The organism is Streptomyces sp. NPDC007863 (assembly GCF_040633895.1).
Taxonomy (GTDB): Bacteria; Actinomycetota; Actinomycetes; order Streptomycetales; family Streptomycetaceae; genus Streptomyces.
The window spans coordinates 1-23,021 of record NZ_JBEYEI010000034.1 but is presented as its reverse complement, the minus strand read 5'-3'; the positions used below and the strand labels follow the sequence as shown (position 1 = coordinate 23,021).

At 73.9% G+C, this 23,021-nt stretch carries 26 protein-coding genes; 11 read left to right on the top strand and 15 right to left on the bottom strand.

What is annotated here, in order from left to right; all coding sequences use genetic code 11:
- The first annotated feature begins 108 nt into the window (after positions 1 to 108).
- Together ABZ621_RS35355 and ABZ621_RS35350 are read left to right on the top strand one after the other, a co-directional pair.
- Entirely contained in the window at positions 109 to 453 is a 345-nt protein-coding gene (locus tag ABZ621_RS35355) for a DUF3099 domain-containing protein (RefSeq protein WP_360610954.1), read from the top strand.
- Positions 454 to 666: 213 nt separating this feature from the next.
- On the top strand, positions 667 to 906 hold the full coding sequence (locus ABZ621_RS35350; RefSeq protein ID WP_360610952.1) for a hypothetical protein: 240 nt from the start codon (positions 667 to 669) through the stop codon (positions 904 to 906).
- On the opposite strand, the gene moaA is transcribed toward ABZ621_RS35350, so the two are convergent.
- The 3 genes from moaA to ABZ621_RS35335 form a co-directional block, all read right to left on the bottom strand.
- Complete coding sequence (gene moaA, locus ABZ621_RS35345; protein ID WP_360610950.1) at positions 889 to 1,878, bottom strand: GTP 3',8-cyclase MoaA; 990 nt, start codon at positions 1,876 to 1,878, stop codon at positions 889 to 891. The genes ABZ621_RS35350 and moaA overlap by 18 nt on opposite strands.
- A gap of 166 nt (positions 1,879 to 2,044) precedes the next feature.
- Positions 2,045 to 3,697, bottom strand: a complete 1,653-nt coding sequence (locus ABZ621_RS35340; RefSeq protein ID WP_360610948.1) for a cation acetate symporter — start codon at positions 3,695 to 3,697, stop codon at positions 2,045 to 2,047.
- Positions 3,694 to 4,068 (bottom strand): DUF485 domain-containing protein, encoded by a 375-nt coding sequence (locus ABZ621_RS35335; protein WP_360610946.1) that lies wholly within the window; start codon positions 4,066 to 4,068, stop codon positions 3,694 to 3,696. Before ABZ621_RS35335 ends, ABZ621_RS35340 begins: the two co-directional genes overlap by 4 nt.
- 275 nt (positions 4,069 to 4,343) lie before the next feature.
- Here ABZ621_RS35335 and ABZ621_RS35330 point away from each other — a divergent pair, with 275 nt between their 5' ends.
- Together ABZ621_RS35330 and ABZ621_RS35325 are read left to right on the top strand one after the other, a co-directional pair.
- A complete protein-coding gene (locus ABZ621_RS35330; protein ID WP_360610944.1) occupies positions 4,344 to 5,888 on the top strand; it encodes a S8 family serine peptidase in 1,545 nt (514 codons plus the stop codon).
- 88 nt (positions 5,889 to 5,976) lie between these two features.
- Positions 5,977 to 7,275: a CoA transferase gene (locus ABZ621_RS35325; RefSeq protein WP_360610942.1), complete on the top strand. Its 1,299-nt coding sequence runs from the start codon at positions 5,977 to 5,979 to the stop codon at positions 7,273 to 7,275.
- 15 nt (positions 7,276 to 7,290) lie between these two features.
- Here the strand turns inward: ABZ621_RS35325 and ABZ621_RS35320 are convergent, their stop codons facing one another.
- The 7 genes from ABZ621_RS35320 to ABZ621_RS35290 form a co-directional block, all read right to left on the bottom strand.
- Complete coding sequence (locus ABZ621_RS35320; RefSeq protein ID WP_360610940.1) at positions 7,291 to 8,334, bottom strand: zinc-dependent alcohol dehydrogenase family protein; 1,044 nt, start codon at positions 8,332 to 8,334, stop codon at positions 7,291 to 7,293.
- Positions 8,335 to 8,349: 15 nt separating this feature from the next.
- Positions 8,350 to 8,982, bottom strand: coding sequence for a lysoplasmalogenase (locus ABZ621_RS35315; RefSeq protein WP_360610938.1), 633 nt, complete (start codon positions 8,980 to 8,982; stop codon positions 8,350 to 8,352).
- A gap of 141 nt (positions 8,983 to 9,123) precedes the next feature.
- A complete protein-coding gene (locus ABZ621_RS35310) occupies positions 9,124 to 9,834 on the bottom strand; it encodes a VIT family protein (RefSeq protein WP_360610936.1) in 711 nt (236 codons plus the stop codon).
- A 24-nt stretch (positions 9,835 to 9,858) separates the two neighbouring features.
- Positions 9,859 to 11,085, bottom strand: coding sequence for an amidohydrolase family protein (locus ABZ621_RS35305; protein WP_360610934.1), 1,227 nt, complete (start codon positions 11,083 to 11,085; stop codon positions 9,859 to 9,861).
- Entirely contained in the window at positions 11,082 to 12,389 is a 1,308-nt protein-coding gene (locus ABZ621_RS35300; protein ID WP_360610932.1) for an amidohydrolase family protein, read from the bottom strand. The genes ABZ621_RS35305 and ABZ621_RS35300 overlap by 4 nt, the downstream gene beginning before the upstream one ends.
- 25 nt (positions 12,390 to 12,414) lie before the next feature.
- Positions 12,415 to 13,299 (bottom strand): SDR family NAD(P)-dependent oxidoreductase, encoded by an 885-nt coding sequence (locus tag ABZ621_RS35295; protein ID WP_360610930.1) that lies wholly within the window; start codon positions 13,297 to 13,299, stop codon positions 12,415 to 12,417.
- Positions 13,299 to 14,096 carry an acetoacetate decarboxylase family protein gene (locus tag ABZ621_RS35290; RefSeq protein ID WP_360610929.1) on the bottom strand — a complete coding sequence of 266 codons (798 nt, stop codon included), beginning with the start codon at positions 14,094 to 14,096 and terminating at the stop codon, positions 13,299 to 13,301. The genes ABZ621_RS35295 and ABZ621_RS35290 overlap by 1 nt, the downstream gene beginning before the upstream one ends.
- 143 nt (positions 14,097 to 14,239) lie before the next feature.
- Between ABZ621_RS35290 and ABZ621_RS35285 the strand changes: the two genes are divergently transcribed.
- From ABZ621_RS35285 to ABZ621_RS35260, 6 genes are all read left to right on the top strand, one after another.
- Positions 14,240 to 14,938 (top strand): TetR family transcriptional regulator, encoded by a 699-nt coding sequence (locus tag ABZ621_RS35285; RefSeq protein ID WP_360610927.1) that lies wholly within the window; start codon positions 14,240 to 14,242, stop codon positions 14,936 to 14,938.
- Complete coding sequence (locus tag ABZ621_RS35280; RefSeq protein ID WP_360610925.1) at positions 14,935 to 15,909, top strand: DEDDh family exonuclease; 975 nt, start codon at positions 14,935 to 14,937, stop codon at positions 15,907 to 15,909. Before ABZ621_RS35285 ends, ABZ621_RS35280 begins: the two co-directional genes overlap by 4 nt.
- Positions 15,910 to 15,973: 64 nt before the next feature.
- A complete protein-coding gene (locus tag ABZ621_RS35275) occupies positions 15,974 to 16,207 on the top strand; it encodes a hypothetical protein (protein WP_169086049.1) in 234 nt (77 codons plus the stop codon).
- 98 nt (positions 16,208 to 16,305) lie between these two features.
- Positions 16,306 to 17,175 carry an SURF1 family protein gene (locus tag ABZ621_RS35270; protein ID WP_360610923.1) on the top strand — a complete coding sequence of 290 codons (870 nt, stop codon included), beginning with the start codon at positions 16,306 to 16,308 and terminating at the stop codon, positions 17,173 to 17,175.
- Positions 17,176 to 17,209: 34 nt separating this feature from the next.
- A complete protein-coding gene (locus tag ABZ621_RS35265) occupies positions 17,210 to 18,994 on the top strand; it encodes a glycoside hydrolase family 15 protein (protein ID WP_360610921.1) in 1,785 nt (594 codons plus the stop codon).
- A gap of 4 nt (positions 18,995 to 18,998) precedes the next feature.
- Positions 18,999 to 19,754, top strand: coding sequence for an SDR family oxidoreductase (locus ABZ621_RS35260; protein ID WP_360610919.1), 756 nt, complete (start codon positions 18,999 to 19,001; stop codon positions 19,752 to 19,754).
- Between the two features lie 66 nt (positions 19,755 to 19,820).
- Here ABZ621_RS35260 and amaP read toward each other — a convergent pair whose 3' ends face one another.
- The 5 genes from amaP to ABZ621_RS35235 are packed head-to-tail and all read right to left on the bottom strand — an operon-like array spanning position 19,821 to position 22,167.
- Positions 19,821 to 20,420: an alkaline shock response membrane anchor protein AmaP gene (amaP, locus tag ABZ621_RS35255; protein WP_360610918.1), complete on the bottom strand. Its 600-nt coding sequence runs from the start codon at positions 20,418 to 20,420 to the stop codon at positions 19,821 to 19,823.
- Between the two features lie 5 nt (positions 20,421 to 20,425).
- On the bottom strand, positions 20,426 to 21,109 hold the full coding sequence (locus ABZ621_RS35250; protein ID WP_360610916.1) for a DUF6286 domain-containing protein: 684 nt from the start codon (positions 21,107 to 21,109) through the stop codon (positions 20,426 to 20,428).
- On the bottom strand, positions 21,106 to 21,465 hold the full coding sequence (locus ABZ621_RS35245) for an Asp23/Gls24 family envelope stress response protein (protein WP_360610914.1): 360 nt from the start codon (positions 21,463 to 21,465) through the stop codon (positions 21,106 to 21,108). The genes ABZ621_RS35250 and ABZ621_RS35245 overlap by 4 nt, the downstream gene beginning before the upstream one ends.
- A 6-nt stretch (positions 21,466 to 21,471) precedes the next feature.
- Positions 21,472 to 21,663: a hypothetical protein gene (locus ABZ621_RS35240; protein WP_360610912.1), complete on the bottom strand. Its 192-nt coding sequence runs from the start codon at positions 21,661 to 21,663 to the stop codon at positions 21,472 to 21,474.
- A gap of 48 nt (positions 21,664 to 21,711) precedes the next feature.
- On the bottom strand, positions 21,712 to 22,167 hold the full coding sequence (locus tag ABZ621_RS35235) for an Asp23/Gls24 family envelope stress response protein (protein ID WP_360610910.1): 456 nt from the start codon (positions 22,165 to 22,167) through the stop codon (positions 21,712 to 21,714).
- A gap of 91 nt (positions 22,168 to 22,258) precedes the next feature.
- On the opposite strand from ABZ621_RS35235, the gene ABZ621_RS35230 reads away from it, so the two are divergent.
- Complete coding sequence (locus tag ABZ621_RS35230) at positions 22,259 to 22,930, top strand: hypothetical protein (protein ID WP_360610908.1); 672 nt, start codon at positions 22,259 to 22,261, stop codon at positions 22,928 to 22,930.
- Positions 22,931 to 23,021 lie beyond the last annotated feature (91 nt).

Here is a 23,021-nt window from a genome sequence, read left to right as displayed (position 1 = left end):
GACGCGGCCGGACGTGCCCCGGTCTCGTCGGCCATGGGGCGTGGGCGTACGGTGGTCCGAGGTCCGGACCGGGGAGGCTCCGGCACGAGCGGCGGGTGGTGGAACGCGATGCGGAAGCGGGCGGAACCCGAGGTCTTCCGGATCACCGGGGCCCGGCAGGGGCTCGCGGACGACGTCCGGGGCCGGCAGCGGCGGTACATCATCTCCATGTCGGTGCGGACGCTCTCCGTGATCGCGGCCGCGGTGCTGTGGAACGTGGAACGGCACGTGGCGGTCGTGGCGCTCGCGCTCGGGGTGCTGCTGCCGTACATCGCGGTGGTGATCGCGAACGCGGGCCGGGAGTCCGCGCCCACGCTCCCGTCGACGTTCCTGAGCTCGCCGGCGCGTCCCGCCCTCGGCGCGGGCGACGGCGGAGCGGAATCCGGAGCGGAACGCCCGCACGGGCAGGGCTGATCGGGGCGGACCCGCCCCGGTGACGGACCGTCACGACGCCGCCGTCGGGAACCTCAAGAAAAGCTCAGATCAATCACGAGGTTCCGGTGCACCGTACCCAGGGTGCCGTGACATACTGCGTACGCGCTCCGCATCCCCCGTCGGAGCGACGGACCGATGCCGGGCAGCTCCCCCCGTGGCTGCTCGGCATCGCCCTTGCTGGACAATGATCAGGTGAGCGAAGAGAAGCCGATCTGTTCCGCCAAGGGCTGCCGCGCCGACGCCGTCTGGGTCCTCGCGTGGAACAACCCCAAGCTGCACACGCCCGAGCGGCGCAAGACCTGGCTCGCCTGCGAGGAGCACCGCGAGCACCTCTCGCAGTTCCTGGGCGTGCGGGGCTTCCTGAAGGACGTCGTGCCCTTCGCCGAGTGGGAGCCCGCGGAGGAGGACCCCGGCTCAGCCGCCGATCGCTGACATCGGGCGGTCGGGCTGCAGGAAGCTCGGGTCGTCCAGGCCCGAGCCCGCCTTCTTCCCCCACATCGCCTTCTTCCACAGCTCCGCGACGTCCGCATCCGGGGCGTCCGAACGGAGCGCGGCCCGCAGGTCGGTCTCCTCGGTGGCGAAGAGGCAGGTGCGGATCTGGCCGTCGGCGGTGAGCCGGGTGCGGTCGCAGGCCCGGCAGAACGGGCGGGTCACGGAGGCGATGACGCCGACCGTGTGCGGTCCGCCGTCGACGACCCAGCGCTCGGCCGGGGCGGAGCCGCGCTCCTCGGAGCCCTCGGGGGTGAGGGTGAAGCGGGTGCGCAGGGACTCCAGGATGTCCCCGGCGGTGATCATGCCCTCGCGCTTCCAGCCGTGCTGGGCGTCGAGGGGCATCTGCTCGATGAAGCGGAGCTCGTACTCCTCCGCGATCGCCCAGGCGAGCAGGTCGGGGGCCTCGTCCTCGTTGAGCCCCGGCATCAGGACGGCGTTGACCTTCACCGGGGTGAGGCCGGCCTCGCGGGCGGCGGCCATGCCGTCGAGGACGTCCCGGTGGCGGTCGCGGCGGGTGAGGGTCTTGAAGACCTCGGGGCGCAGGGTGTCGAGGGAGACGTTGACCCGGTCGAGGCCCGCGGCCTTGAGGGCGGTGGCGGTGCGCTTCAGCCCGATGCCGTTGGTCGTCAGGGACATCTTCGGGCGGGGCTCCAGGGCGGCGCAGCGCTCGACGATCCCGACGAGGCCGGGGCGGAGCAGCGGCTCGCCGCCGGTGAAGCGGACCTCCGTGACCCCGAGGTCGGTGACGGCGATCCGGATCAGCCGGACGATCTCGTCGTCGGTGAGCAGATCCGGCTTGGCCAGCCACTGCAGTCCCTCTTCGGGCATGCAGTAGGTGCACCGCAGATTGCACCGATCGGTGAGGGAAACGCGCAGGTCGGTGGCGACTCGGCCGTACGTGTCGAGGAGCACAGGTCCCCCTCCCCTTCTCCAGGTTCGCTTCTTTTTTCGAGCCTACGTGACCGGTCGGACATCGGGCACGGGCCGATTGTCACGAGGACGGCGCCGGCCGCGTCGTAGAACTCTACGACGCGGCCGGCTGCTTGTTGCGGACCGTATACGACCGACTGCGGTGCGGTCAGTGCTTCACGGCGGCGGCGGTGCCGACGCCGGTGAGGGACTTGACCTCCAGCTCGGCGTACTTGCCCTGGTCCGGCTCCTCCTTGGAGAGGAGCGAGCCGAGCCAGCCGAGGAGGAAGCCGAGCGGGATGGAGACCAGGCCCGGGTTCTCCAGCGGGAACCAGTGGAAGTCGACGCCCTTGAACATGGAGGCCGGACCGCCGGAGACGACCGGGGAGAAGAGGACGAGGACGACGGAGGAGATCAGGCCGCCGTAGATCGACCAGAGCGCGCCCTGGGTGGTGAACCTCTTCCAGAAGAGCGAGTAGAGGATCGTCGGCAGGTTGGCCGAGGCGGCGACCGCGAAGGCGAGGGCGACCAGTCCGGCGACGTTGAGGTCGCGGGCGAGGGCGCCGAGGCCGATCGAGACGATGCCGATGAAGACCGTGGACCAGCGGGCGGCCCGCATCTCCTGCTTCTCGGTGGCCTGGCCGCGCTTGATCACGTTGGCGTAGATGTCGTGCGCGAAGGACGAGGAGGAGGCGAGGGTCAGTCCGGCGACCACGGCCAGGATGGTGGCGAAGGCGACGGCGGAGATGACGGCGAGGAGGATCGCGCCGGCGGTGGAGTCGGCGCCGCCGCCGACCTCCAGGGCGGTGAGCGGGGCCGCCGTGTTGCCCGCCTTGTTGGACGCCTTGATGGCGTCGCCGCTGAGCAGGGCGGCGGCGCCGAAGCCGAGGACGATCGTCATCAGGTAGAAGGCGCCGATGATGCCGATGGCCCAGTTGACCGACTTACGGGCGGCCTTGGCGGTCGGCACCGTGTAGAAGCGGATCAGGATGTGCGGCAGGCCGGCGGTGCCGAGGACGAGGGCGATGCCGAGGGAGAGGAAGTCGAGCTTCGAGGTCTCGGTGAGGCCGTACTTGAGGCCGGGCTCCAGGAAGGCCTCGCCGTGGCCGCTGTTGGTGGCGGCGGCGCCGAGCAGGCTGGAGAGGTTGAAGTCGAACTTCAGCAGGATGAGGAAGGTGATGAGGAGGGTGCCGGCGATGAGCAGCACCGCCTTCACCATCTGCACCCAGGTGGTGCCCTTCATGCCGCCGATGGTGACGTAGACGATCATCAGGACGCCGACCAGGGCGACGATCGCGATCTTGCCGCCGTCGCTGGTGATGCCGAGGAGCAGCGAGACGAGGACGCCGGCGCCGGCCATCTGGGCGAGCAGGTAGAAGATCGAGACGACGATGGTGGAGGTGCCGGCCGCGGTGCGGACCGGGCGCTGGCGCATCCGGTAGGCGAGGACGTCGCCCATGGTGAAGCGGCCGGAGTTGCGCAGCGGTTCGGCGACCAGGAGCAGGGCGACGAGCCAGGCGACGAGGAAGCCGATGGAGTAGAGGAAGCCGTCGTAGCCGTAGAGGGCGATGGCGCCGGAGATGCCGAGGAAGGACGCGGCGGACATGTAGTCGCCGGAGATCGCGAGGCCGTTCTGGAAGCCGGTGAACTGGCCGCCGCCGGCGTAGAAGTCGGCGGCGCTGCGGGTCTGCCGGCCGGCCCAGACGGTGATGGCGAGGGTGGCGATCACGAAGGCGGCGAAGAGGCCGATGATCAGCGGCCGGTGCTCGGCGGTGGCGTTTCCGGCGGCGAGCAGCGCGGGGGCGGTGGCGAGGGAGCTCATGCGTCGCCCTCCATACGGGCCTTGATGGCCTCGCCCTTGGGGTCGAGACGGAGCGCGGCGTGGCGGGAGTACAGCCAGGCGATGAGGAAGGTGGTGGCGAACTGGCCGAGGCCGAGGACGAGCGCCATGTTGATGTTGCCGAACAGGCGGATGCCCATGAAGCCGCCGGCGTAGTTGGAGAGCAGGACGTAGAGCAGGTACCAGGTGATGAAGGCGACCGTCAGGGGGAAGGCGAAGGAGCGGTAGGTGCGGCGGAGCTCGCCGAACTCCTCGCTCCGCTGGACCTCGACGAACTGCTCCGTGGTGGGCCGGGCGGGACCGGTGTCGGTCCCGGCGCCCTTTCTCGGCGGCGGCGGTGCTTCGGTAGCCACGGACTCTCCTCGTGACGCGGGGGCGGACGGCATGGTCAAGGGGGCCTCACCTGGGGGGCGGGAACGGGGGCACCGACCGGAGCCCCTCCCCTGCTCAACGGCACGGAGCCGGAAGCGAAGTGGTTCAGGCGAGTGGATTTCTTCCCCGGAATCTTCATCCCGTCTTCTCAACTCATTGATGAGCAGGGAAGATCAGCGATAGCTTCACTCGTCATGCACCTGCCTACGCGCAACCCCGCGCGTGGGGCAGTACATACGGATGATGTGGAGAACCCATGGCTCATCTGGGATCGAGGCGCGGCCGAGTACTCGCTCTGCCTGCTGGTCTCGCGCTCACGGCCTCGCTCGGCTTCCTTCCTTCCGGCGCCGCCTCCGCCGCGGAAACGAGTGACGCTCCGGCGGCCGCCACCGTCGCGACGACGGGCGAGAAGCTCTCGTACGTCGTCAACATCGAGGGGGGCCGCTGGACGGCCTCCTCGGTGAAGAAGGCGATAGCCGCCGCCGGCGGCGAGGTCGTCATCGCCTACGAGCAGATAGGCGTGATAGTCGTCCACTCGCAGAACCCGGCCTTCGCGCAGACCATCCGTCAGGCGCGCGGCGTGGTGTCGGCGGGTGCGACGCGTACCGCTCCGCTCTCCGTGCAGCGCGACGACTCGGTCGGCGGCGACACCGCGAAGCTGACCGCGGCCGAGGCGCTGGCCGCCGCGGCGACCGCCACCGGCGACCAGGAGCCGCTGGAGCCGCTGCAGTGGGACATCCCGGCCATCAAGGCCGACAAGGCGCACCAGAAGACCCTCGGCAGCAGCCGGGTGACGGTCGGCGTCATCGACACCGGCGTGGACGACCTCCACCCGGACCTGGCGCCGAACTTCGACGCGAAGGCCTCCGCCAACTGCGTCTCCGGCAAGCCGGACACCACCCCCGGCTCGTGGCGCCCCACGCTGGCCGAGTCCGACCACGGCACCCACGTGGCCGGCACCATCGCCGCCGCGAAGAACGGCCAGGGCATCACCGGTGTCGCCCCGGGCGTGAAGCTCGCCGGCATCAAGGTGTCCACCCCGGACGGCTTCTTCTACACCGAGGCCGTGGTCTGCGGCTTCGTGTGGGCGGCCGAGAACGGCGTGGACATCACGAACAACAGCTACTACACCGACCCGTGGATGTTCGCCTGCAAGACGGACGAGGACCAGAAGGCCCTCATCGAGGCGGTCACCCGGGCGACCCGGTACGCGGAGAAGAAGGGCACGGTCAACGTGGCCGCGGCCGGCAACTCCCGGTTCGACCTCGCCGCGGACGAGATCACCGACAAGTCCAGCCCGAACGACACCGTGCCGGGCGAGCGGGTCATCGACCCGAGCGTCTGCCTCGACTACCCGGCCCAGCTGCCGGGCGTCGTGACGGTCTCGGCGACCGGCGCGAAGGACCTGAAGGCCTCGTACTCGAACTACGGTCTCGACGTGATCGACGTCGCCGCCCCCGGCGGTGACCGCACCGAGTACCAGGCCCCGGGCGCCCCGGCCATCAACGGTCTGATCCTGTCGACCGTGCACAAGGGCGGCTACGACTACAAGGGCGGCACGTCGATGGCGGCGCCGCACGCCGCCGGTGTGCTCGCGCTGCTGAAGTCGACGCACCCGAAGGCGAGCCCGGCCGCGCTGAAGGCGCTGCTGTACGCGCAGGCCGACGAGCGCGCCTGCACCAACCCGTACGACATCAACAACGACGGCAAGGTCGACGCCGTCTGCGAGGGCGGCAAGGAGAAGAACGGCTTCTACGGAGCCGGTGTCGTCGACGCGCTGGACGCCGTCCGCAAGCGGTGACGTCCTGAGGTGATCGGGCCCCGGTGCGGTCGGCCGCACCGGGGCCCTCTCGCGTCCCCGAGGTGGCACCCAGTGCCATAGTGCGGGGATGGACAGCACGGTTCGGAGCGGTACGGAAGCACTGTGGTCGGTTCTGGGCGGCGATCCCGCCCTGGTCGGACGGGTGGAGTTCGGCGGGGTGTCGGGGCTGCTCCCGGCGCGGCTGCCGGTGATGGACCTGGCACGGGCGGCGGTCGCGGTCTGCGGGCTCGCGGCCGTGGAGCACGCGCGCGTGGCGGGGCCGGTACGGGTGGACGACGGGGCGGTGGCCACCGCCTTCGTGAGCGAGCGTCATCTGCGGGTCGACGGACGGGCGCCGGTGAGCTTCGCGCCGCTGTCGCGGTTCTGGCGGGCGGCCGACGGCTGGGTCCGCACCCACGCCAACTACCCGCACCACAAGGCCGCGCTGCTCGCGGCGCTGGGCGCGGCCGACTCGGTGGAGGCGGTGGCGGAGGCGATCGGCGGGCGGCGGGCCGTCGACGTGGAGACGGCGGTGTACGGCTCCGGAGGCCTCGCGGTGGCGCTGCGGACGCCCGCGGAGTGGGCGGGGCACGCGCAGGGCCGGGAGGTGGCGGCGCGGCCGCTGCTGAGCCGGGAGCGGCTCGACGAGGCCCCGCCGCGGCGCCGCTCGGGTCCGCCGCGGGTCCTGGACCTGACCCGGGTGATCGCGGGCCCGGTGGCGACGCGGACGCTGGCGCTGCTCGGCGCGGACGTGCTGCGGATCGACCCGCCGGGCAGTCCGGAGCTGCCGGACCAGCACGCGGACACGGACGTCGGGAAGCGGACGGCGGCCCTCGATCTGGACCGGCGCGCGGACCGGCGGACCTTCGACGAACTGCTGGACGCGGCGGACGTCCTCGTGACGGGCTACCGGCCGGGGGCGCTCGAACGGTACGGCCTGGAGCGGCCGGGCCTGGTGACGGCCCGGCTGTCGGCGTGGGGCGACTACGGGCCGTGGGGCGGCCGGCGCGGCTTCGACAGCCTGGTGCAGGTGGCGACCGGGATCGCGGTCGCGGAGGGGTCGGCCGAGGAGCCGGGGGCGCTGCCGGCGCAGGCCCTGGACCACGGCACGGGGTATCTGCTGGCGGCGGCGGTGCTGCGGTCGCTGACGGAGCGGGAGCGGGACGGCGGCGGCCGCCTGGTCCGGCTGTCGCTGGCGCAGACCGGTCACTGGCTGACGCACGGCCTCCCCCGGTACGACCCCGGGCGGTACCTCGCGGAGTCGGAGGGCCCGCTCGGGCGGCTGCGGCACGCGCTGTCGCCGGTGGCGTACGAGGGCGGCCCGGCGGGCTGGTCCCGCCCGCCGGGCGTCGCGGGGGCGGACGCCCCGGTGTGGGCCGGGGCCTGATCCGCCGGACGGCCCCTACGGCTTGACGAGGACCTTGAGGGCGGTGCGCTCGTCCATGGCCCGGTAGCCGCCGGGGACGCCGTCGAGGCCCACGGTGAGGTCGAAGACCGGGGACGGGTCGATGGTCCCGTCGAGGACGTCGGCGAGGAGTTCGGGGATGTAGGCGCGGACGGGGGCGACGCCGCCGCGCAGGGCGATGTTCCGGTCGAACATGACGGAGAGGTCGAGGCCGGTGCCGGAGCCGTGCGGGACGCCGACGTAGCCGATGGAGCCGCCGTCGCGGGTGATGTTCACGGCGGTGCGCATGGACTGCTCGGTGCCGACGGCCTCGATGACGCCGTGGGCGCCCTGGCCGCGGGTGAGTTCGCGGACGGCGGCCTCGGCGGCCTCGCCGCGCTCGGCGACGACGTCGGTGGCGCCGAAGGCGCGGGCGATGTCGGTGCGGGCGGTGTGGCGGCCGAGCGCGATGATCCGCTCGGCGCCGAGGCGCTTGGCGGCGAGGACTCCACAGAGGCCGACGGCGCCGTCGCCGACGACGGCGACGGTGGAGCCGGGGCGGACGCCGGCGCCGAGGGCGGCGTGGTGGCCGGTGCCCATGACGTCGGAGAGGGCGAGCAGCGCGGTCAGCAGGTGGTCGTCGGAGGCCGCGTCGGCGGGCAGCTTGACGAGGGTGCCGTCGCCGAAGGGGACGCGGACGGCCTCGCCCTGGCCGCCGTCGGATCCGGCCGAGCCCCAGAAGCCGCCGTTCGGGCAGGAGGTCTGGAGGCCCTCGGCGCAGTAGTCGCAGGTGCCGTCGGACCAGACGAAGGGGGCGACGACGAGGTCGCCGGGCTTGAGGCCGCGGACCTCGGAGCCGGTCGCCTCGACGGTGCCGAGGAACTCGTGGCCGATGCGCTGGCCGGGCTGCCGGGCGGACTCGCCGCGGTAGGCCCACAGGTCGCTGCCGCAGATGCAGGCGCGCAGGACGCGCACGACGACGTCGGTGGGGTCCTTCACGACGGGGTCGGGCACCTCCTCCACGCGCATGTCGAAGGGGGCGTGGATGGTGGTGGCGCGCATGGTTCCTCGTCCGGGTCAGCTAGTTGTACGACGTTCACCGTACATCGCCTGGAGGGTGCCCGCGGTGAGCAGGTACTGGGCGGCGATGTACGTCAGCATGACCCAGAAGTCCGGCGCGGGCAGCTGGGGCAGGTCGGCGATGCCGGTGGCTATGAGGGTGTCGGAGAGCAGGAAGAGCGCGCCGCCGGTGCCCGCGAGGACGCCGGACGAGGAGGAACGGTACGCCATCGCGGTCAGCAGCAGGGAGTAGCCGGCGACGGGGATCCGCAGGTCGGCGGGGAGTCCGGGCCAGAGGGCGGTCAGGGTGCCGGCGAGGGCGAGGGCGTAGAGCGCGCCGAGGGCGGGCGAGGTGCGGCGCGTGCCGAAGAGCCGCAGGTAGCAGAGGTGTCCGAGGGCGAAGGAGCCCATGCCGGCGAGGAAGGCCCACTCGGCGTCGAGGAGCAGCAGGACGTCGCCGCCCCAGCCGAACAGGAGCGCGGCGAGGAGCGGTTTCGGGGCGCCCCTGGTGGCGGCGTACGCGGCGAGCAGCGGCATCAGGAGGGGCTTGGCGGCCAGGTGACCGGCGTCCGCGCCGGCGAGCAGGGAGCCGAGGTCGACGGCGGCGGCGAGGACGAAGGCGCCGAGCAGGGTGCGGGAGAGCGGGGTCACGCGGAGGGCTCCAGGTGCCGGAGAAGGGGGAGGCCTCGACGGTAGGCCCGCCCTCGGCGCCCGGCTAGACGCTGTTACCGACAAGTATGCGAGACGGTTCGTCAGCGGGCTTTGGCGGCTTCCGACAAGGATCCGGCCCGGTCAGACGCCCGCCACGTCCAGGAGGGAGCCGGCCGCGTAGGTGACGGCCATCGCGAGGGCGCCGCCGGCGACGGTGCGCAGGGTGGCCCTCGGAGCGGGGGCGGCGGCGAGCCGCGCGGACCACCAGCCGGTGAGGGTGAGCGCGGCGAGGACCGAGGCGACGGTGATCCACAGCCGGGTGGAGGCGGGCGGCAGGACGATCGCGAGGAGCGGGAGCAGGGCGCCGACGGTGAAGGCGAGGAAGCTGGCCCAGGCCGCGTGCCAGGGGTTGGTGAGGTCGTCGGGGTCGATGCCCAGCTCCACGCGCGCGTGGGCCCTGAGGGCGTCGCGTTCGGTGAGCTGCTCGGCGGCCTCGCGGGCGACGTCGGGGGTGAGGCCGCGGGCGGTGAGCAGCGCGGTGAGTTCGTCGAGCTCGGCCTCGGGGCTCTCGTGGAGCTCCCGCTTCTCGGTGGCGAGGGCGGCGGTCTCGGAGTCGCGCTGGACGGAGACGGAGACGTACTCGCCGACGGCCATGGAGAGGGAGCCCGCGAGGAGGCCGGAGAGGCCCGCGGTGAGCAGCGCGGCCTGGGACTCGGTGGCGCCCGCGACGCCCACGACGAGGCCGGCGGTGGAGACGATGCCGTCGTTGGCCCCGAGCACGGCGGCGCGGAGCCAGTTGAGCCGGGAGCCGAGGGCGCCGCCGTGGGGCTCGTGCGCGGGGGGTGCGGTCACCTCAGGAGGGTCGCACCCCCCGGGTCACCAGACGCGGACCGACCCGCCCGGGGCGAAGGCCGGGCTGGTGGCGCCCTCGGGGACCTTCTCCAGAGGGGTGGCGATCTCCTCGACGGACGGGCCGTGGACGGCGGCGAGCCGGTCGAGGAGGGCGAGGTCGAAGCCGTAGACGCGGGCCGCGTTGCCGCCGACCATGGCCGCGACCTCCTCGCGCGGCAGGCCCGCGTAGGCGAGGCGGAGCCCTTCGCGCGAGTAGGGGGTGGTGCCCTCGTCGTGGGGGTAGTCGCTGCCCCACATGATCTTGTCGAGGCCGATCCGGTCGCGCAGCGGCACCTCGTGGGGGCGCATGAAGCTGGCGCCGACGAAGCAGTTGTCCCGCCAGACCTCGCCGGGGCTGCGGCCCATGGAGTCGGCGAGGCCCGCGCCGAACTTCGACTCGGCGGTGACCGCCCGGCCCGCCGCCGCGACGAGCCGCCCGTGGTAGTAGTCCAGCATCTCGACCACCCCGGGGATCCAGCCGGAGCCCTGCTCGGTGAGGACGAGCCTGAGGCCGGGGTGGCGGCGGAAGGCGCCGCCGAACACCAGGTGCCACAGGGCCCGGTGGGAGAACCAGGTGGTCTCCACCATGAAGACGGCCCGGGCGGCCGGTTCGTCGCCGAGGGGCGGGGAGGCGGAGCCTCCGTGGTGGTTGACCGGCACGTCCAGCTCCTCGCAGACGGCCCAGATCGGGTCGTACGTCTCCGAGTACAGCTCCGGCAGTCCGCTGCCGGGCGGGGTGCCGGGGAGCAGGACGCCTCCGGTGAGACCGGCCGCGCGGGTGCGGCGGATCTCGCGGACGGCCTCGTCGACGTCGCCCAGGAGGATCTGGGCGACGCCGGCCCGGCGGCCGGGGGCCCGGGCGCAGAAGTCGGCGAGCCAGCGGTTGTGGGCGCGCAGCCCCGCCCAGCGCCGTTCGAACTCCTCCCGGGTGGGGGCCGGGGCCATGAGGGAGGCGGAGGGGAAGAAGGGCGGGATGGTGTTGGGGAAGACGACCTCGGCGACGATCCCGTCGGCTTCGAGCTCGCGCAGCCGGCGGTCGGAGTTCCAGTTGCGGTCGGCGGTGTCGGCCAGGAGGTCCTCGTACGGGTTGACGTACGTGGCGGCCCAGGCGTCGAAGTCGTCGTGGAACCGCCGCTCCAGGTAGGGCTTGTAGTCGAGGAGGTCGGCGCCGGCGTGGCAGTCGGCGGAGATCACGGTGTGGCGGTCGGTCACGGGGTCACCCCCGCGTCCGGGCCCGCCGAGGGTCCCATGACCGGGAAGTCGCCGCCGGTGAGCCAGTGCCGGCCGGTCTCGCGGGAGCGGGCCCAGGAGGCTTCGACGGCGGTCTGGTCGGCGGGCTGGCCGAGGTCGGCGGGGGTGGGGCCGATCCGTTTGGCTATCGGATCCAATTTTCGGATGTCGAATCCGAAGACCTCGACCGCGGCCAGTCCCAGCATCCGCCGCGTCTCCTCCACCGGAATGTCGTGGAAGGTGTTCCGCAGCCAGGCCCGGGTGTTCGGCCAGGTGCCCTCCGGGTGCGGGAAGTCCGAGCCCCACAGGATGTTGTCGACGCCGATCTCGTACCGCTGCGCCAGCTCGCGCCGCTTGGTGTTGGTGGCGCAGACGAAGACCTGCCGGTCCAGGTACTCGCTCGGCGGGCGGCGCAGCTCCGCGAAGGGCGAGAGCTTCTTGCCGCCGTGGGCGCCGAGGTAGAGCCGGTCCATGAACCACAGCAGGTTCGGCAGCCACCAGCAGCCGGACTCGGCGACGCCGAAGCGCAGCCCCGGGTGGCGCTCGAAGACCCCGGACCAGAGCAGGAACCACAGTGGCCGGGCGGGCCACCAGGTGACCTCGGAGACGTAGATGCCGAGGTGGTCGCCGTACTCCTCGCGGGGCGCGGCGCCGGAGTGGGTGACGACCGGCATGCCGGTCTCGGCGGCGGCCGCCCACACCGGGTCGTACCGCCGGTCGTGGTAGGGCGGCTTGTCGACCCACATGGAGGGGATCATCAGGGCGCCGAGCCCGGACTCCTTGGCCCGGTGGATCTCGGCGACGACCTCGCGCGGGTCGGCGGTGACCGGCAGCAGGGCGACGCCGCAGTGCCGGGCCGGGTCGTGGGCGACGAACTCGGCGAGCCAGCGGTTGTGCGCCCGGGCGCCCGCCATGCCGAGTTCGGGGTCCTGGTCGCCGGAGAGGCCGAGGCCGACGCCGAAGGGCGCGGCGGTCTGGCTGTCGACGGCGTCCGCGTCGGGGAAGACGACCTCGGCGGCGACCCCGTCGCCGTCCAGCTCCTTGATCCTCTGGGCGTGGTCCCAGCCGCCGCGCAGCCCCTCCTCGTGGTCGCTGAACCACTTGCTCGCGAAGGACTCGTTGCGGACCCCGAGGCGGGTCATGGCCTCCCGGCGGGCCTGGCGTCCGGCGAGGAAGTCGTCGAAGGCGCCGTGGAAGCGGGACTCCAGATAGGGCCGGTACTCCTCGGTGGGGAGCCCGGCGTGACAGTCGGACGAGACGATCAGATACGGATCCTCATGGCTCATGGTGCGCGCAGCCCCCTCAGGCCGGTCAGTCGAGGATGAAGTTCTCCAGGTAGGTCGGGTTGGCGCGGTCGAGCATCGAGCGCGAGCGCGCCCGGATCTGCCGGTCGCTGTGCTCGCTCGCCGGGAGCATCCAGAACCGGTCGGCCCTGATCCCCTCGACGACGTGCTCGGCGACCTCCTCCACCGGGGTGAAGGCGATCTCGTGGCCGGCCTCCTTCATGGCGGCCTCCCACTGGTCGAGCGAGCGGTACGGGGTGCGGCGCGGGCGCTCCTTGGCGTACCGTTCCGGCCGGTTGCGGTGCGACTCCCACAGGCCGGTGCGGAGCATGTGGGGCCCGGGGAAGAGGACGGAGGCGCCCACGCGCGCGTGCTCCGCCTTCAGATGGGCGTAGAGGGACTCGGTCATGGTGACGACGGCCGCCTTGGTGACCGCGTAGACGGAGGCGGTGGGCAGCGGGGCGATGCCGCCGTCGCCGGAGGAGGTGTTGACGACGTGGCCGGGTTCGCCGCTCGCGAGCATGCGGGGGACGAAGGCCTGGACGCCGTGGAAGACGCCCCAGACGTTGACGGAGAAGGCCCACTTCCAGTCGTTGGGCTCGTGCTCCCACATGCGGCCCTCGGCGCCGGAGCCGACGCCGGCGTTGTTGCAGAGGACGTGGACGGCGCCGAAGGTGTCGAAGGCGGCGTCGGCGAAGGCCCGCACCGACTCCGGGTCGGAGACGTCGACGGTACGGGCGAGGATCTGCGCGCCGGCGTCCATCAGCTCGTCGGCGGTCTCGGCGAGCGGCCCCTGTTCGACGTCGCCGAGGACGACCGCGAGGCCCTCGGCGGCGAAGCGGCGGGCCATGGCCCGGCCGATGCCGCTCGCGGCGCCGGTGACGACGGCGACCTGTCCCTCCCTGAGTTCCATCAGGCGCTTCCTTCCGGGGGGCCGTCGAGGATCTGCGCGGGGTCGTCGTACCGCTGGTGCGCGTAGGGCAGCAGGGCCTCGGCGGAGACCCGCTCGGCGACCCGGCCGCGCTGGTCGGAGGTCTTCTCGCCGAAGGTGATCTCGACGAGCCGGCGGACCGGGAGGTCGGCGACGGGGTCGTACATCGACTCGCGCAGGACGACGTCGCCGGTGATCCGCTCCAGCTTCCTGACCTTCTCGTGGCGCACGCAGTGGACGAGGACCGGGTCGGCGTCGAAGCCGGAACCCTCCACGCCGGGCAGGAACTTGAAGTAGAAGTCGGTCTTCTCGACCGGTTCGGGGAGCGGGAGCGGCCCCGAGACGGCGCCGCGGACCTCGACGAAGGCGATGCCGTGCCGGGCGAGCCGGGCGCCCACCACCAGCCCGTCGCGCTCCACGACGACCTCGCCGAGCTTCTTCGGCTCGCCGAAGACCTCGCGGCCGCCGATCAGGGCCCGCTCGTGGGTCATCGGCATGACCAGCGGGTACCAGCCCTCGACGGCGCCGTGGGCGGCGGCCACCGAGAACGAGCCGGCGCCCAGCGGGTAGCCGGGCAGGTCGACCTTGCTGATGGTGACCCGGACGAGGGGACGCCCGGTGGGCTTGAGCGGCGGCGGCAGGACCGCCGCCACCGCGTCGGGGTCGGTCTCCCAGACGGCGACCACGCCGGTGGACCAGATGTCGGGGAGCCTCGCCGCCGCGGCCCGGGCGGCGGCGCCCTCCGCCTCGGTGCGCGCCCCGTACCGTACTCGTGCCATGTCGTACCACCCTTCCGGACGGATACGGCCCCCGGCCTCCCGGACGGACCGGGGCGAAGGCCTGTAACACTGTTACACCGCCACCGGGGAAGGGTAAAGACGCGTGGCGCGGCGAATTGACGGGACGTCAGGGGGGATGACGGATGGCACGCCGGACGCTCAGCCGCGAGGAGGTCCTGGACGCGGCGGCGGCCCTGGTGCGGGCGCACGGCCCGGACGGGCTCACCATGCGCGGCCTCGCCGCCGCCCTCGACACGGCGGTCACCTCGATCTACTGGCACGTGGGCAACCGCGAGTCGCTGCTCGACGCGCTGGCGGAGCGGACGGTGGCCGACCTCGGCGCGATCCGGCCGCGCGGAGAGGGACCCGCGGAGCGGATCGTCTCGGTGGCGCACGCCCTGCGCCGGGCGCTGCGCGAGCGACCGCACCTGGTGGCGATGGTCCACGAGCGGGGCCTGACGGAGCGGATGTTCCTGCCGGCCCAGCGGGCCCTGGTGCGGGAGGCGCACGCGGCGGGGCTGCGCGGCGAGCGGGCGGCGGAGCTGGTCCGGGCGGTCACCTTCCAGGCCGTCGGATACGTGCTGCTGGAGCGCAACCGCGAGCGGGCGCCCGTCCAGTCGCCGGCCGAGGAGGAGCTGTGGGGCGCCGAGACCGCCGGCGCCGACCCGTTGCTCGCCCGCGCCCTGGCCGCCCCGCCCGACCCCGACCGGCTCTTCGCCGCCTCGGTGCGCGCCCTGGTGGACGGGCTCCTGACGGGCCCCGGAACACCTCCCGCGGGGGACATCACGGACATCAAGGACACCGGGGGCGGCACTGTCGGTCGCGGGCCGTATTCTCAGTGACCATGCTCGACGACCGTACGACAGCAGCGACGTGGCCGGCCGCCTACCCGCAGGGGTACGCGGTCGTCGACGTGGAGACCACCGGTCTCGCCCGCGACGACCGGATCGTGTCCGCCGCCGTCTACCGCCTCGACGCGCAGGGCGACGTGGAGGACCACTGGTACACGCTGGTGAACCCCGAACGGGACCCCGGCCCGGTCTGGATCCACGGCCTCACCAGCGACGTCCTCGACGGGGCGCCGCTCTTCGCGCAGATCGCCGAGGAGTTCTCGGCCCGCCTCGACGGCCGCGTCCTCGTCGCGCACAACGCCATGTTCGACTGGCAGATGATCGCCCGGGAGTACGCGCGCGCCGAGCGGACCGCGCCCGTGAGGCAGCGGCTCTGCACCATCGCGCTCGCCAAGGAGCTGGCGCTGCCGCTGCCCAACCACAAGCTGGCCACGCTCGCCGCCCACTTCGGCGTGGTGCAGCAGCGCGCGCACGACGCCCTCGACGACGCGCGCGTGCTCGCCGAGGCCTTCCGCCCCAGCCTCCACGCGGCGGCCGAGCGGGGCGTGCGGCTGCCGCTCCTCGAATGCCGGCCGCTCACCGAGTGGGCGTCGGCGCCGGCCCGCCCGCTGATCGGCCACCAGTCCTCGTACGGGGCGGGGAGCTGGCGCCCCTCCCGGAAGCGGCCCGCCTGCCCGTACCCCAACCCCGGCCGGTACGAGAGCGACAAGCCCCTCAAGCAGGGCATGCGGGTGGCCTTCTCCGGCGACACCTCCGTCGACCGCGAGCTCCTGGAGGACCGCACGGTCGAGGCCGGGCTGCACGTCGCCACGTCCGTCTCCCGGCTCACCAGCCTCCTGGTCACCAACGACCCGGACTCCGCCACCTCCAAGACGGTCAAGGCGAAGGCCTTCGGGACCCCGATCGTCGACGAGGCCGCCTACGCCCATCTGCTGCGGGACGTGGCCCCGGCAGACGGGTGACACCCCGCCCCCGGCGGGCGCGCCGCGCGGCGAGCGCGGCCCCCGGGGCACCACCCTGTGGCGCATGGCACGTTGTGAGGTCTGCGGAAACGATTACGGCATGTCCTTCGAGGTGCACGCGCAGGGCGCCGTGCACGTCTTCGACTGCTTCTCCTGCGCCATCCACCGCATGGCGCCCATCTGCGAGCACTGCCGGGTCCAGATCATCGGACAGGGCGTCGAGGCCGACGGGAAGTGGTACTGCGGCGCCCACTGCGCCCGCGCCGAGGGGAAGGCGGGCATCGTCGACCGGGTGTGAGCCCCCGGTCCCGTGACGAAGAAACGATCCTGGACGGGTGGCGCCGCTCACCCGACCCGGTGTGCGGACACCTCACGCCCGTGTCGTACGGTCGTGGGGTGTACCGCTTCCTGTTGTCCCGGCAGTGGGTGATCCTCACCCTCGTCACCCTCGTCCTCATCCCCGCGATGATCGAGCTGGGCTTCTGGCAGTTCCACCGGCACGAACGCCGGGTCGCCCAGAACACCCTGATCGCGGACAACCTGAAGGCCGCGCCGGTCCCGGTCGAGGAGCTCACCTCCCCCGGCCACGTCGTCCCCCGCGCCGACTACTGGCGCCAGGTGACCGCCACCGGCACCTTCGACACCGCGCACGAGGTCGTCGTCCGCCGCCGCACCTCCGCCGACGACCGGGTCGGCGCGCACGTCCTCACCCCGCTGGTCCTGGAGGACGGCCGGATCGTCCTGGTCAACCGCGGCTGGGTGCCCGGCGCCGCCAACCAGCGCGACTACCCCGAGGTCCCGCCCGCCCCCCGGGGCCGGGTCACCGTCACCGGCCGGCTCAAGGCCGACGAGACCACCGGCGCCAGCGGCATCAAGGACCTCAAGGGCCTGCCGGACCGTCAGGTGATGCTCATCAGCAGCGGCCAGCAGGCCGAACTCATCGGCCGCGAGGTGCTCGGCGGCTACATCGAGCAGACCGCGCCCGCCGCGGCCGGCGGCTCCCCCGAACAGATCCCCGAGCCCGACCACGAGTCGATCGGCGCGCACATGGCGTACGCGGTCCAGTGGTGGCTCTTCGCCGCCGGCGTGCCGGTCGGCTGGCTCGTCCTCGTACGCCGCGAGAAGCGCGACCGCGAGACCGGGACCACCGCCGACGGCGGGACCACCGGAGACGGCGGGGACGGCGGCGGACCCGGGGCCGGAGGGTCCGGGGACGGCGTCCCGCAAGAGGACGGCGACGCGATCCAGGCCACCTCGCCCCGCTGATTGACCGCCGTCGCTTCCGGGAACAGCCCAGAGCGTGACCCGACGCATCGACGACTACGCCCTGATCGGCGATCTCCAGACCGCCGCGCTCGTCGGACGCGACGGTTCCATCGACTGGCTGTGCCTGCCCCGCTTCGACTCCTCCGCCTGCTTCGCCGCCCTCCTCGGCGACGAGGACGACGGCCACTGGCGGATCGCCCCGCAGGGCGCCACCACCTGTGCCTCCCGCCGCTACCTCGACGACTCCCTGGTCCTGGAGACGCTGTGGGAGACCCGCACCGGCACCGTCAAGGTCACCGACTTCATGCCCCAGCGGGACCGCGCCCCGGACGTCGTCCGGATCGTCGAGGGCGTCCGCGGCCGCGTCGAGATGAGCGCCGTGCTCCGCCTCCGCTTCGACTACGGCTCGATCGTGCCGTGGGTGCGCAGGTCCGAGGGGCACCGCGTCGCGGTCGCCGGGCCCGACGCCGTCTGGCTGCGCAGCGAGCCGCAGGTCAAGACCTGGGGGCAGCAGTACGCCACCTGCTCCTCCTTCACCGTCACCGCCGGCGAACAGGTCGCCTTCGTCCTCACCTGGCACCCCTCCCACGAGCGGCGGCCCGCCCTCGTCGACCCCTTCGAGTCCCTGGAGCACTCGCTCGCCGACTGGCGGGAATGGGCCGGCCGCTGCGCCTACCGGGGGCCGTACCGGGACACCGTCGTCCGCTCCCTCATCACCCTCAAGGCGCTCACCTACGCCCCCACCGGCGGCATCGTCGCCGCTCCCACCACCTCCCTGCCGGAGGAGATCGGCGGGGTGCGGAACTGGGACTACCGGGCCTGCTGGCTGCGCGACTCCTCCCTCACCCTCGGCGCCCTGCTCGCCGCCGGCTACGCCGACGAGGCCGCCGCCTGGCGCGACTGGCTGCTCCGCGCGGTCGCCGGCGACCCCGCCGACCTCCAGATCATGTACGGCCCGGCCGGCGAGCGGCGGCTGCCCGAGACCGCGCTGCCCTGGCTGCGCGGCTACGCCGACTCGGCCCCGGTACGGATCGGGAACGCGGCCGTGGAGCAGTTCCAGCTCGACGTGTACGGCGAGGTCATGGACACCCTGCACCTCGCCCGGGAGGCGGGCATCCCCGCCGAGCGGCACGCCTGGAACCTCCAGCTGAGCCTGCTCGGCTTCCTGGAGTCGCACTGGCGCGAACCCGACGAGGGGCTGTGGGAGGTCCGCGGCCCCCGCCGCCACTTCACCCACTCCAAGGTGATGGCCTGGGTCGCCGCCGACCGGGCGGTGCGCACCCTGGAGGCGGACCCCTCGCTGCCCGGCGAGCCGGGCCGCTGGCGGGCGCTGCGCGACGAGATCCACGCCGAGGTGTGCGACCGGGCGTACGACCCCGGGCGGAACACCTTCACCCAGTCGTACGGTTCGGCGGAGCTCGACGCCGCCACCCTGCTCATCCCCCGGGTCGGTTTCCTGCCGCCGGACGACCCCCGGGTGATCGGCACGGTGGACGCGGTGCGCGCCGGGCTGACCCACCGGGGCCTGCTGCGCCGCTACAGCCCCGACTCGGGCGCGGTCGACGGGCTGCCCGGGCGCGAGGGCGCCTTCCTCGTCTGCTCCTTCTGGCTGGCCGACGCCCTGCGGATGACCGGGCGCCCCGCCGAGGCCCGGGAGCTCTTCGAGCGCCTGGCGGCACTCACCAACGACGTGGGGCTGCTCGCGGAGGAGTACGACCCGGTGGCGCGCCGGCAGCTCGGCAACTTCCCGCAGGCCTTCAGCCACGTCGGCCTGGTGGGGACGGCACTCGCTCTGGGCGGGGACGAGACGGCAGGATAGGCCCATGGATCTTGGACTGAAGGACCGCGTGTACGTCGTCACCGGCGCGACCCGGGGGCTCGGCCGGGCCACCGCGGAGGCGCTGCTCGCCGAGGGCGCCCGGGTGCTGGTCACCGGCCGCGGGGAGGAGGCCGTCGCGGCGGCCGTCGCCGAGCTGGGCGAGGGGGCGGCGGGGCTCGCCGCCGACAACGACGACCCGGAGACCCCGGCCCGGCTGATCGCGGAGGCCCGCGCCCGGTTCGGCGGCCTCGACGGCGTCCTCGTCAGCGTCGGCGGCCCGCCGCCGGGCTTCGCCGCGGACAACACCGACGAGCAGTGGACGGCGGCCTTCGGCACCGTCTTCCTCGGCGCGGTGCGGCTCGCCCGCGCGGCGGCCGAGACGCTGGGCGAGGGCGGCGTGATCGGCTTCGTCCTGTCCGGCTCGGTGCACGAGCCGATCGCCGGCCTGACCATCTCCAACGGGCTGCGCCCCGGGCTCGCCGGCTTCGCCAAGTCCCTCTCCGACGACCTGGGCCCGCGCGGGATCCGGGTGGTCGGCCTGCTGCCGAGCCGGATCGACACGGACCGGGTGCGGCAGCTCGACGCGCTCTCCGGCGACGCGGAGGCCGCCCGCGCGGCGAACGAGGCGAGGATCCCGCTGCGCCGCTACGGCACCCCGGAGGAGTTCGGCCGCACGGCCGCCTTCCTCCTCTCCCCCGCCGCCTCCTATCTGACGGGCGTGATGCTGCCGGTGGACGGCGGCGCCCGGCACGGCTTCTGAGGCCGGGGCCCGTCCGGCCACGGTCCGCCGGGCGGGCCGGACCCGGCGGGAATGGTCGGACAGGCCCTAGGTCACCCGGCGGGCGCGGTGCCTGACCGCGCGGAGCCGGGCCTCGGTGGGCAGGGCGGCGAGGCCCGCGGAGGTCCGCGCGCGGGCCAGCGCCTCGCCGCCGAGCCCGGCCAGCGCCTCGCCTGGGGAGGCGTACGGCTCCAGGAGGAGCGCGATGCGGGTACGGGGGGCGGTGCGGCGGCCGGTGAGGGCGACCCGGGCCTGGGCGACGCCCTCCTGCGCGGCGGCGTCCGCCTCCAGGACGCTCTCCAGGGCACGGCCGCGGAGCACGGCGGCGTCGCCGTCGCCGGTGTCGACCAGGACCTCGGCGAGCCGGGCCCGGCGGAACTGGGCGATGAGCCACCACAGGGCGAGCAGGACGAGGACGCCGAGGACGGCGATGACCGTCGGCCACCACCAGCCCTCCTCGCGCCACCGCTGCCGGCGGGCGGCGGTCAGGAGCACGTCGTCGGGGCCCGACCAGGGCCACCAGGACGGTACGGACAGGTCGAGGCCGGCGGCGAGGACGGCGCCGCCGGCGAGGACGAGGAGCAGCCCGGCGAGACCGAGCAGGACACGGTTGACGCGCCGCAGGACGGCGGTGACGGGTGCGTGCACGGGCCTCACCCCTTCTTGGACGGGCGGTCCACCCGTACGGTCAGCGCGGGTCTGCGGGCGAGCCCGAGCTCCTCGACGCCGGCGGCGAGGACGGACTCGACGTCGGCGCGGACGTCGTCGAGCGGGCGGAAGTGGGAGACGGCCCGGACGCCGACCTTGGCGCGGCCGACCCTGACCTTGACGGACTGGACGCCGGAGACCTCCATGGTCCGGTCGCGCAGGGCGAGCGCGGCGGCCTCCCGGTCGAGTCCGGCGCGGACGTCGGGGTGGGCGCGGCGCATCGGCAGCACCTTCCGCAGGCCGGGGGTGGACGCCAGGACGAGGAGCCAGACGCCGAGCAGCACGGTGACGCCGGCGGCGGCGAGGGTCCCGGTGTCGTCGAGGGGCCGGGTCGCGAGGTCGTCGGCGAGCTCGCGCCGCCAGCTCATGGCGGTCCGGTCGGCACGGACGGCGGCCACGTCGTAGAGCAGCAGTCCGGCGCCGCCGAGGACGACGGCGGCGAGCAGTGCGGCGGGGATCCGCCGGACGGCCCAGAAGCGCCGGACCCGCTCGCCGCCCGTACCGCGGCCCTCGTCGCCGTCGTCGCGGTCGCCGAGGACGGGGACGGGGTCGGGTACGGAATCGGGACCGGGACCGGGACCGGGACCGGGACCGGCCGCGGGGTCGGCGGGCTGTTCGGGTGAGGTCATGCCAGGCGGCCCTTCCGGGCGGCGGGCGCGGTGCGCGCGGAGTGGAGGCGCTCGACGTGGACGGCGACCTCGTGGACCTCCATGCCGACGAGGTCCTCGACCCGGCCCCGTACCCGGGCCCGGACGGCCCCGCAGCGGCGGCCGACGTCCGTGGGGTAGTCGAGTTCGACGCTGACCGAGATGCGGGCGGCGTCCCGGTGCACGACCACCGAGGCGTGCGGCCGGTGGCCGCCCGCCGGCACTCCGCCCAGGGCCTCCTTCGCGGCCTGGGCGGAGATCTTGGCGACCACCCGGTCGGCGATCGTGGTCGCGCCGCGCTCCCGCACCGGCGGGCGTTCCGTGACGTCCGTGGGCACCCGCCGTCACCGCCGCCGGTCGCCGCGGTCGCGGCTGCGCAGCAGGTCGCCGGGGGCGAGATCGCCGTCGAGGAGGCGACCGGCCACGAAGCCGACCGCTCCCAAGGCCGCGACCAGGAGAAACGCCCCGAAGCCGCCGAAGTATCCGGCGAAGCCGAGACCCATGCCGGCCAGCAGGCCGATCACCGCCATGCTCATGCTGAACCCCTTTCCGGGCCCTGCGGGTCCGTGTGCCGTGCCGGGCGGCTACTGGAGCCGGGACTCCGGCTCGTCTTCCTCTTCGTCGGGCAGCTTCACGTCGCTGACCGCGATGTTGACCTCGACGACCTCCAGGCCGGTCATCCGCTCCACGGCCGCGATGACGTTCTCGCGGACCGCTCCGGCGACGTCGGCGATGGAGACGCCGTAGTCGACGACGATCTCCAGGTCGAGGGCGGTCTGCACCTCGCCGACCTCGGCCTTCACGCCCCGGGCGACGCTCGCCTTGGCGCCGCCTCCGCCGGGCACGCGGTCGCGGACGGCGCCGAAGGTGCGGGAGAGCCCGCTGCCCATGGCGTGGACGCCGACGACGTCGCGGGCGGCCATGCCCGCGATCTTCTCGACCACGCCGTCGGCGATGGTGGTCCGGCCCCGGGTGGCCGCCGCGCCGCCGCCCTTCCTGGTGACCGGGGTGGATTCCCCGCTGCGTTCGCTGTCCGTCATGATTAGGCCCCTTTCAGGATATTTCGGGGTTCTTCGCCCACACTAAGGGCGGTTACCCGATGCCGCTCCGCGGATACGGCAGGCTGGGGCAATGACCACGGGTGACGGTTGGACGACGGCGGTGCGCGATCGACTGGCGCCGGGCAGGCTGCTGCCGCTCGGCACGGCGGCGGACGGCGCGTGGCTCGCGGAGCGCGCGGCCCGGGAGGCGCTGGGCCGGGCGGTGGCGGGGGTACGGGACGCGGTGCCGGGCGCGCTGCGGATCGGCGCGGCGGGGGCCGCCGGGGACCCGGGCCCGCTCCCGGTGCCGCCGGGCGGGCTGCCGGCCGGGCCGCTGCGGATCGAGGCGGATCTCGCCGCGGTGGCGGGCGGGCGCTCGCTGCCGGAGACGGCGGAGGAGGTACGGGCGCTGCTGCTCGCGGCGGCGCGGGGGCTCGGCCTGGCGGTGACCGAGGTCGACCTGCGGGTGACGGACCTCCTGGAGGAGGCGCCCGTGCCGGAGCCCGCTCCCCCGGCGCCGGGCCGGACCTCGCCGGCGACGGACGATCCGGTGGCGCTCGCGGTGCTGCGGGCTCCGGGCGTGGCGGCGGTGACGGACGCGCTGGGCCCGCCGGTGCACCGGACGCCGGAGGCGGTCCGGGTGGAGTGCGCGGTGACGGCGGACCGCCCGGTCGTGGAGACGGCCCGGGCCGCGCGCGCGGCGGCGGCCGCGGCGGCCCCGGAGGGCGCCGCGGTCACGGTGGTGGTGACGGAGGTGCGCTAGCTTGATCTTTAACCTGAGCGGCGTGGTCGCGGAGTGGTCGACTGCGTGGTCCGGGACGTGGTGGTGCCGGTCTTGCGGGATGTGTGGACGT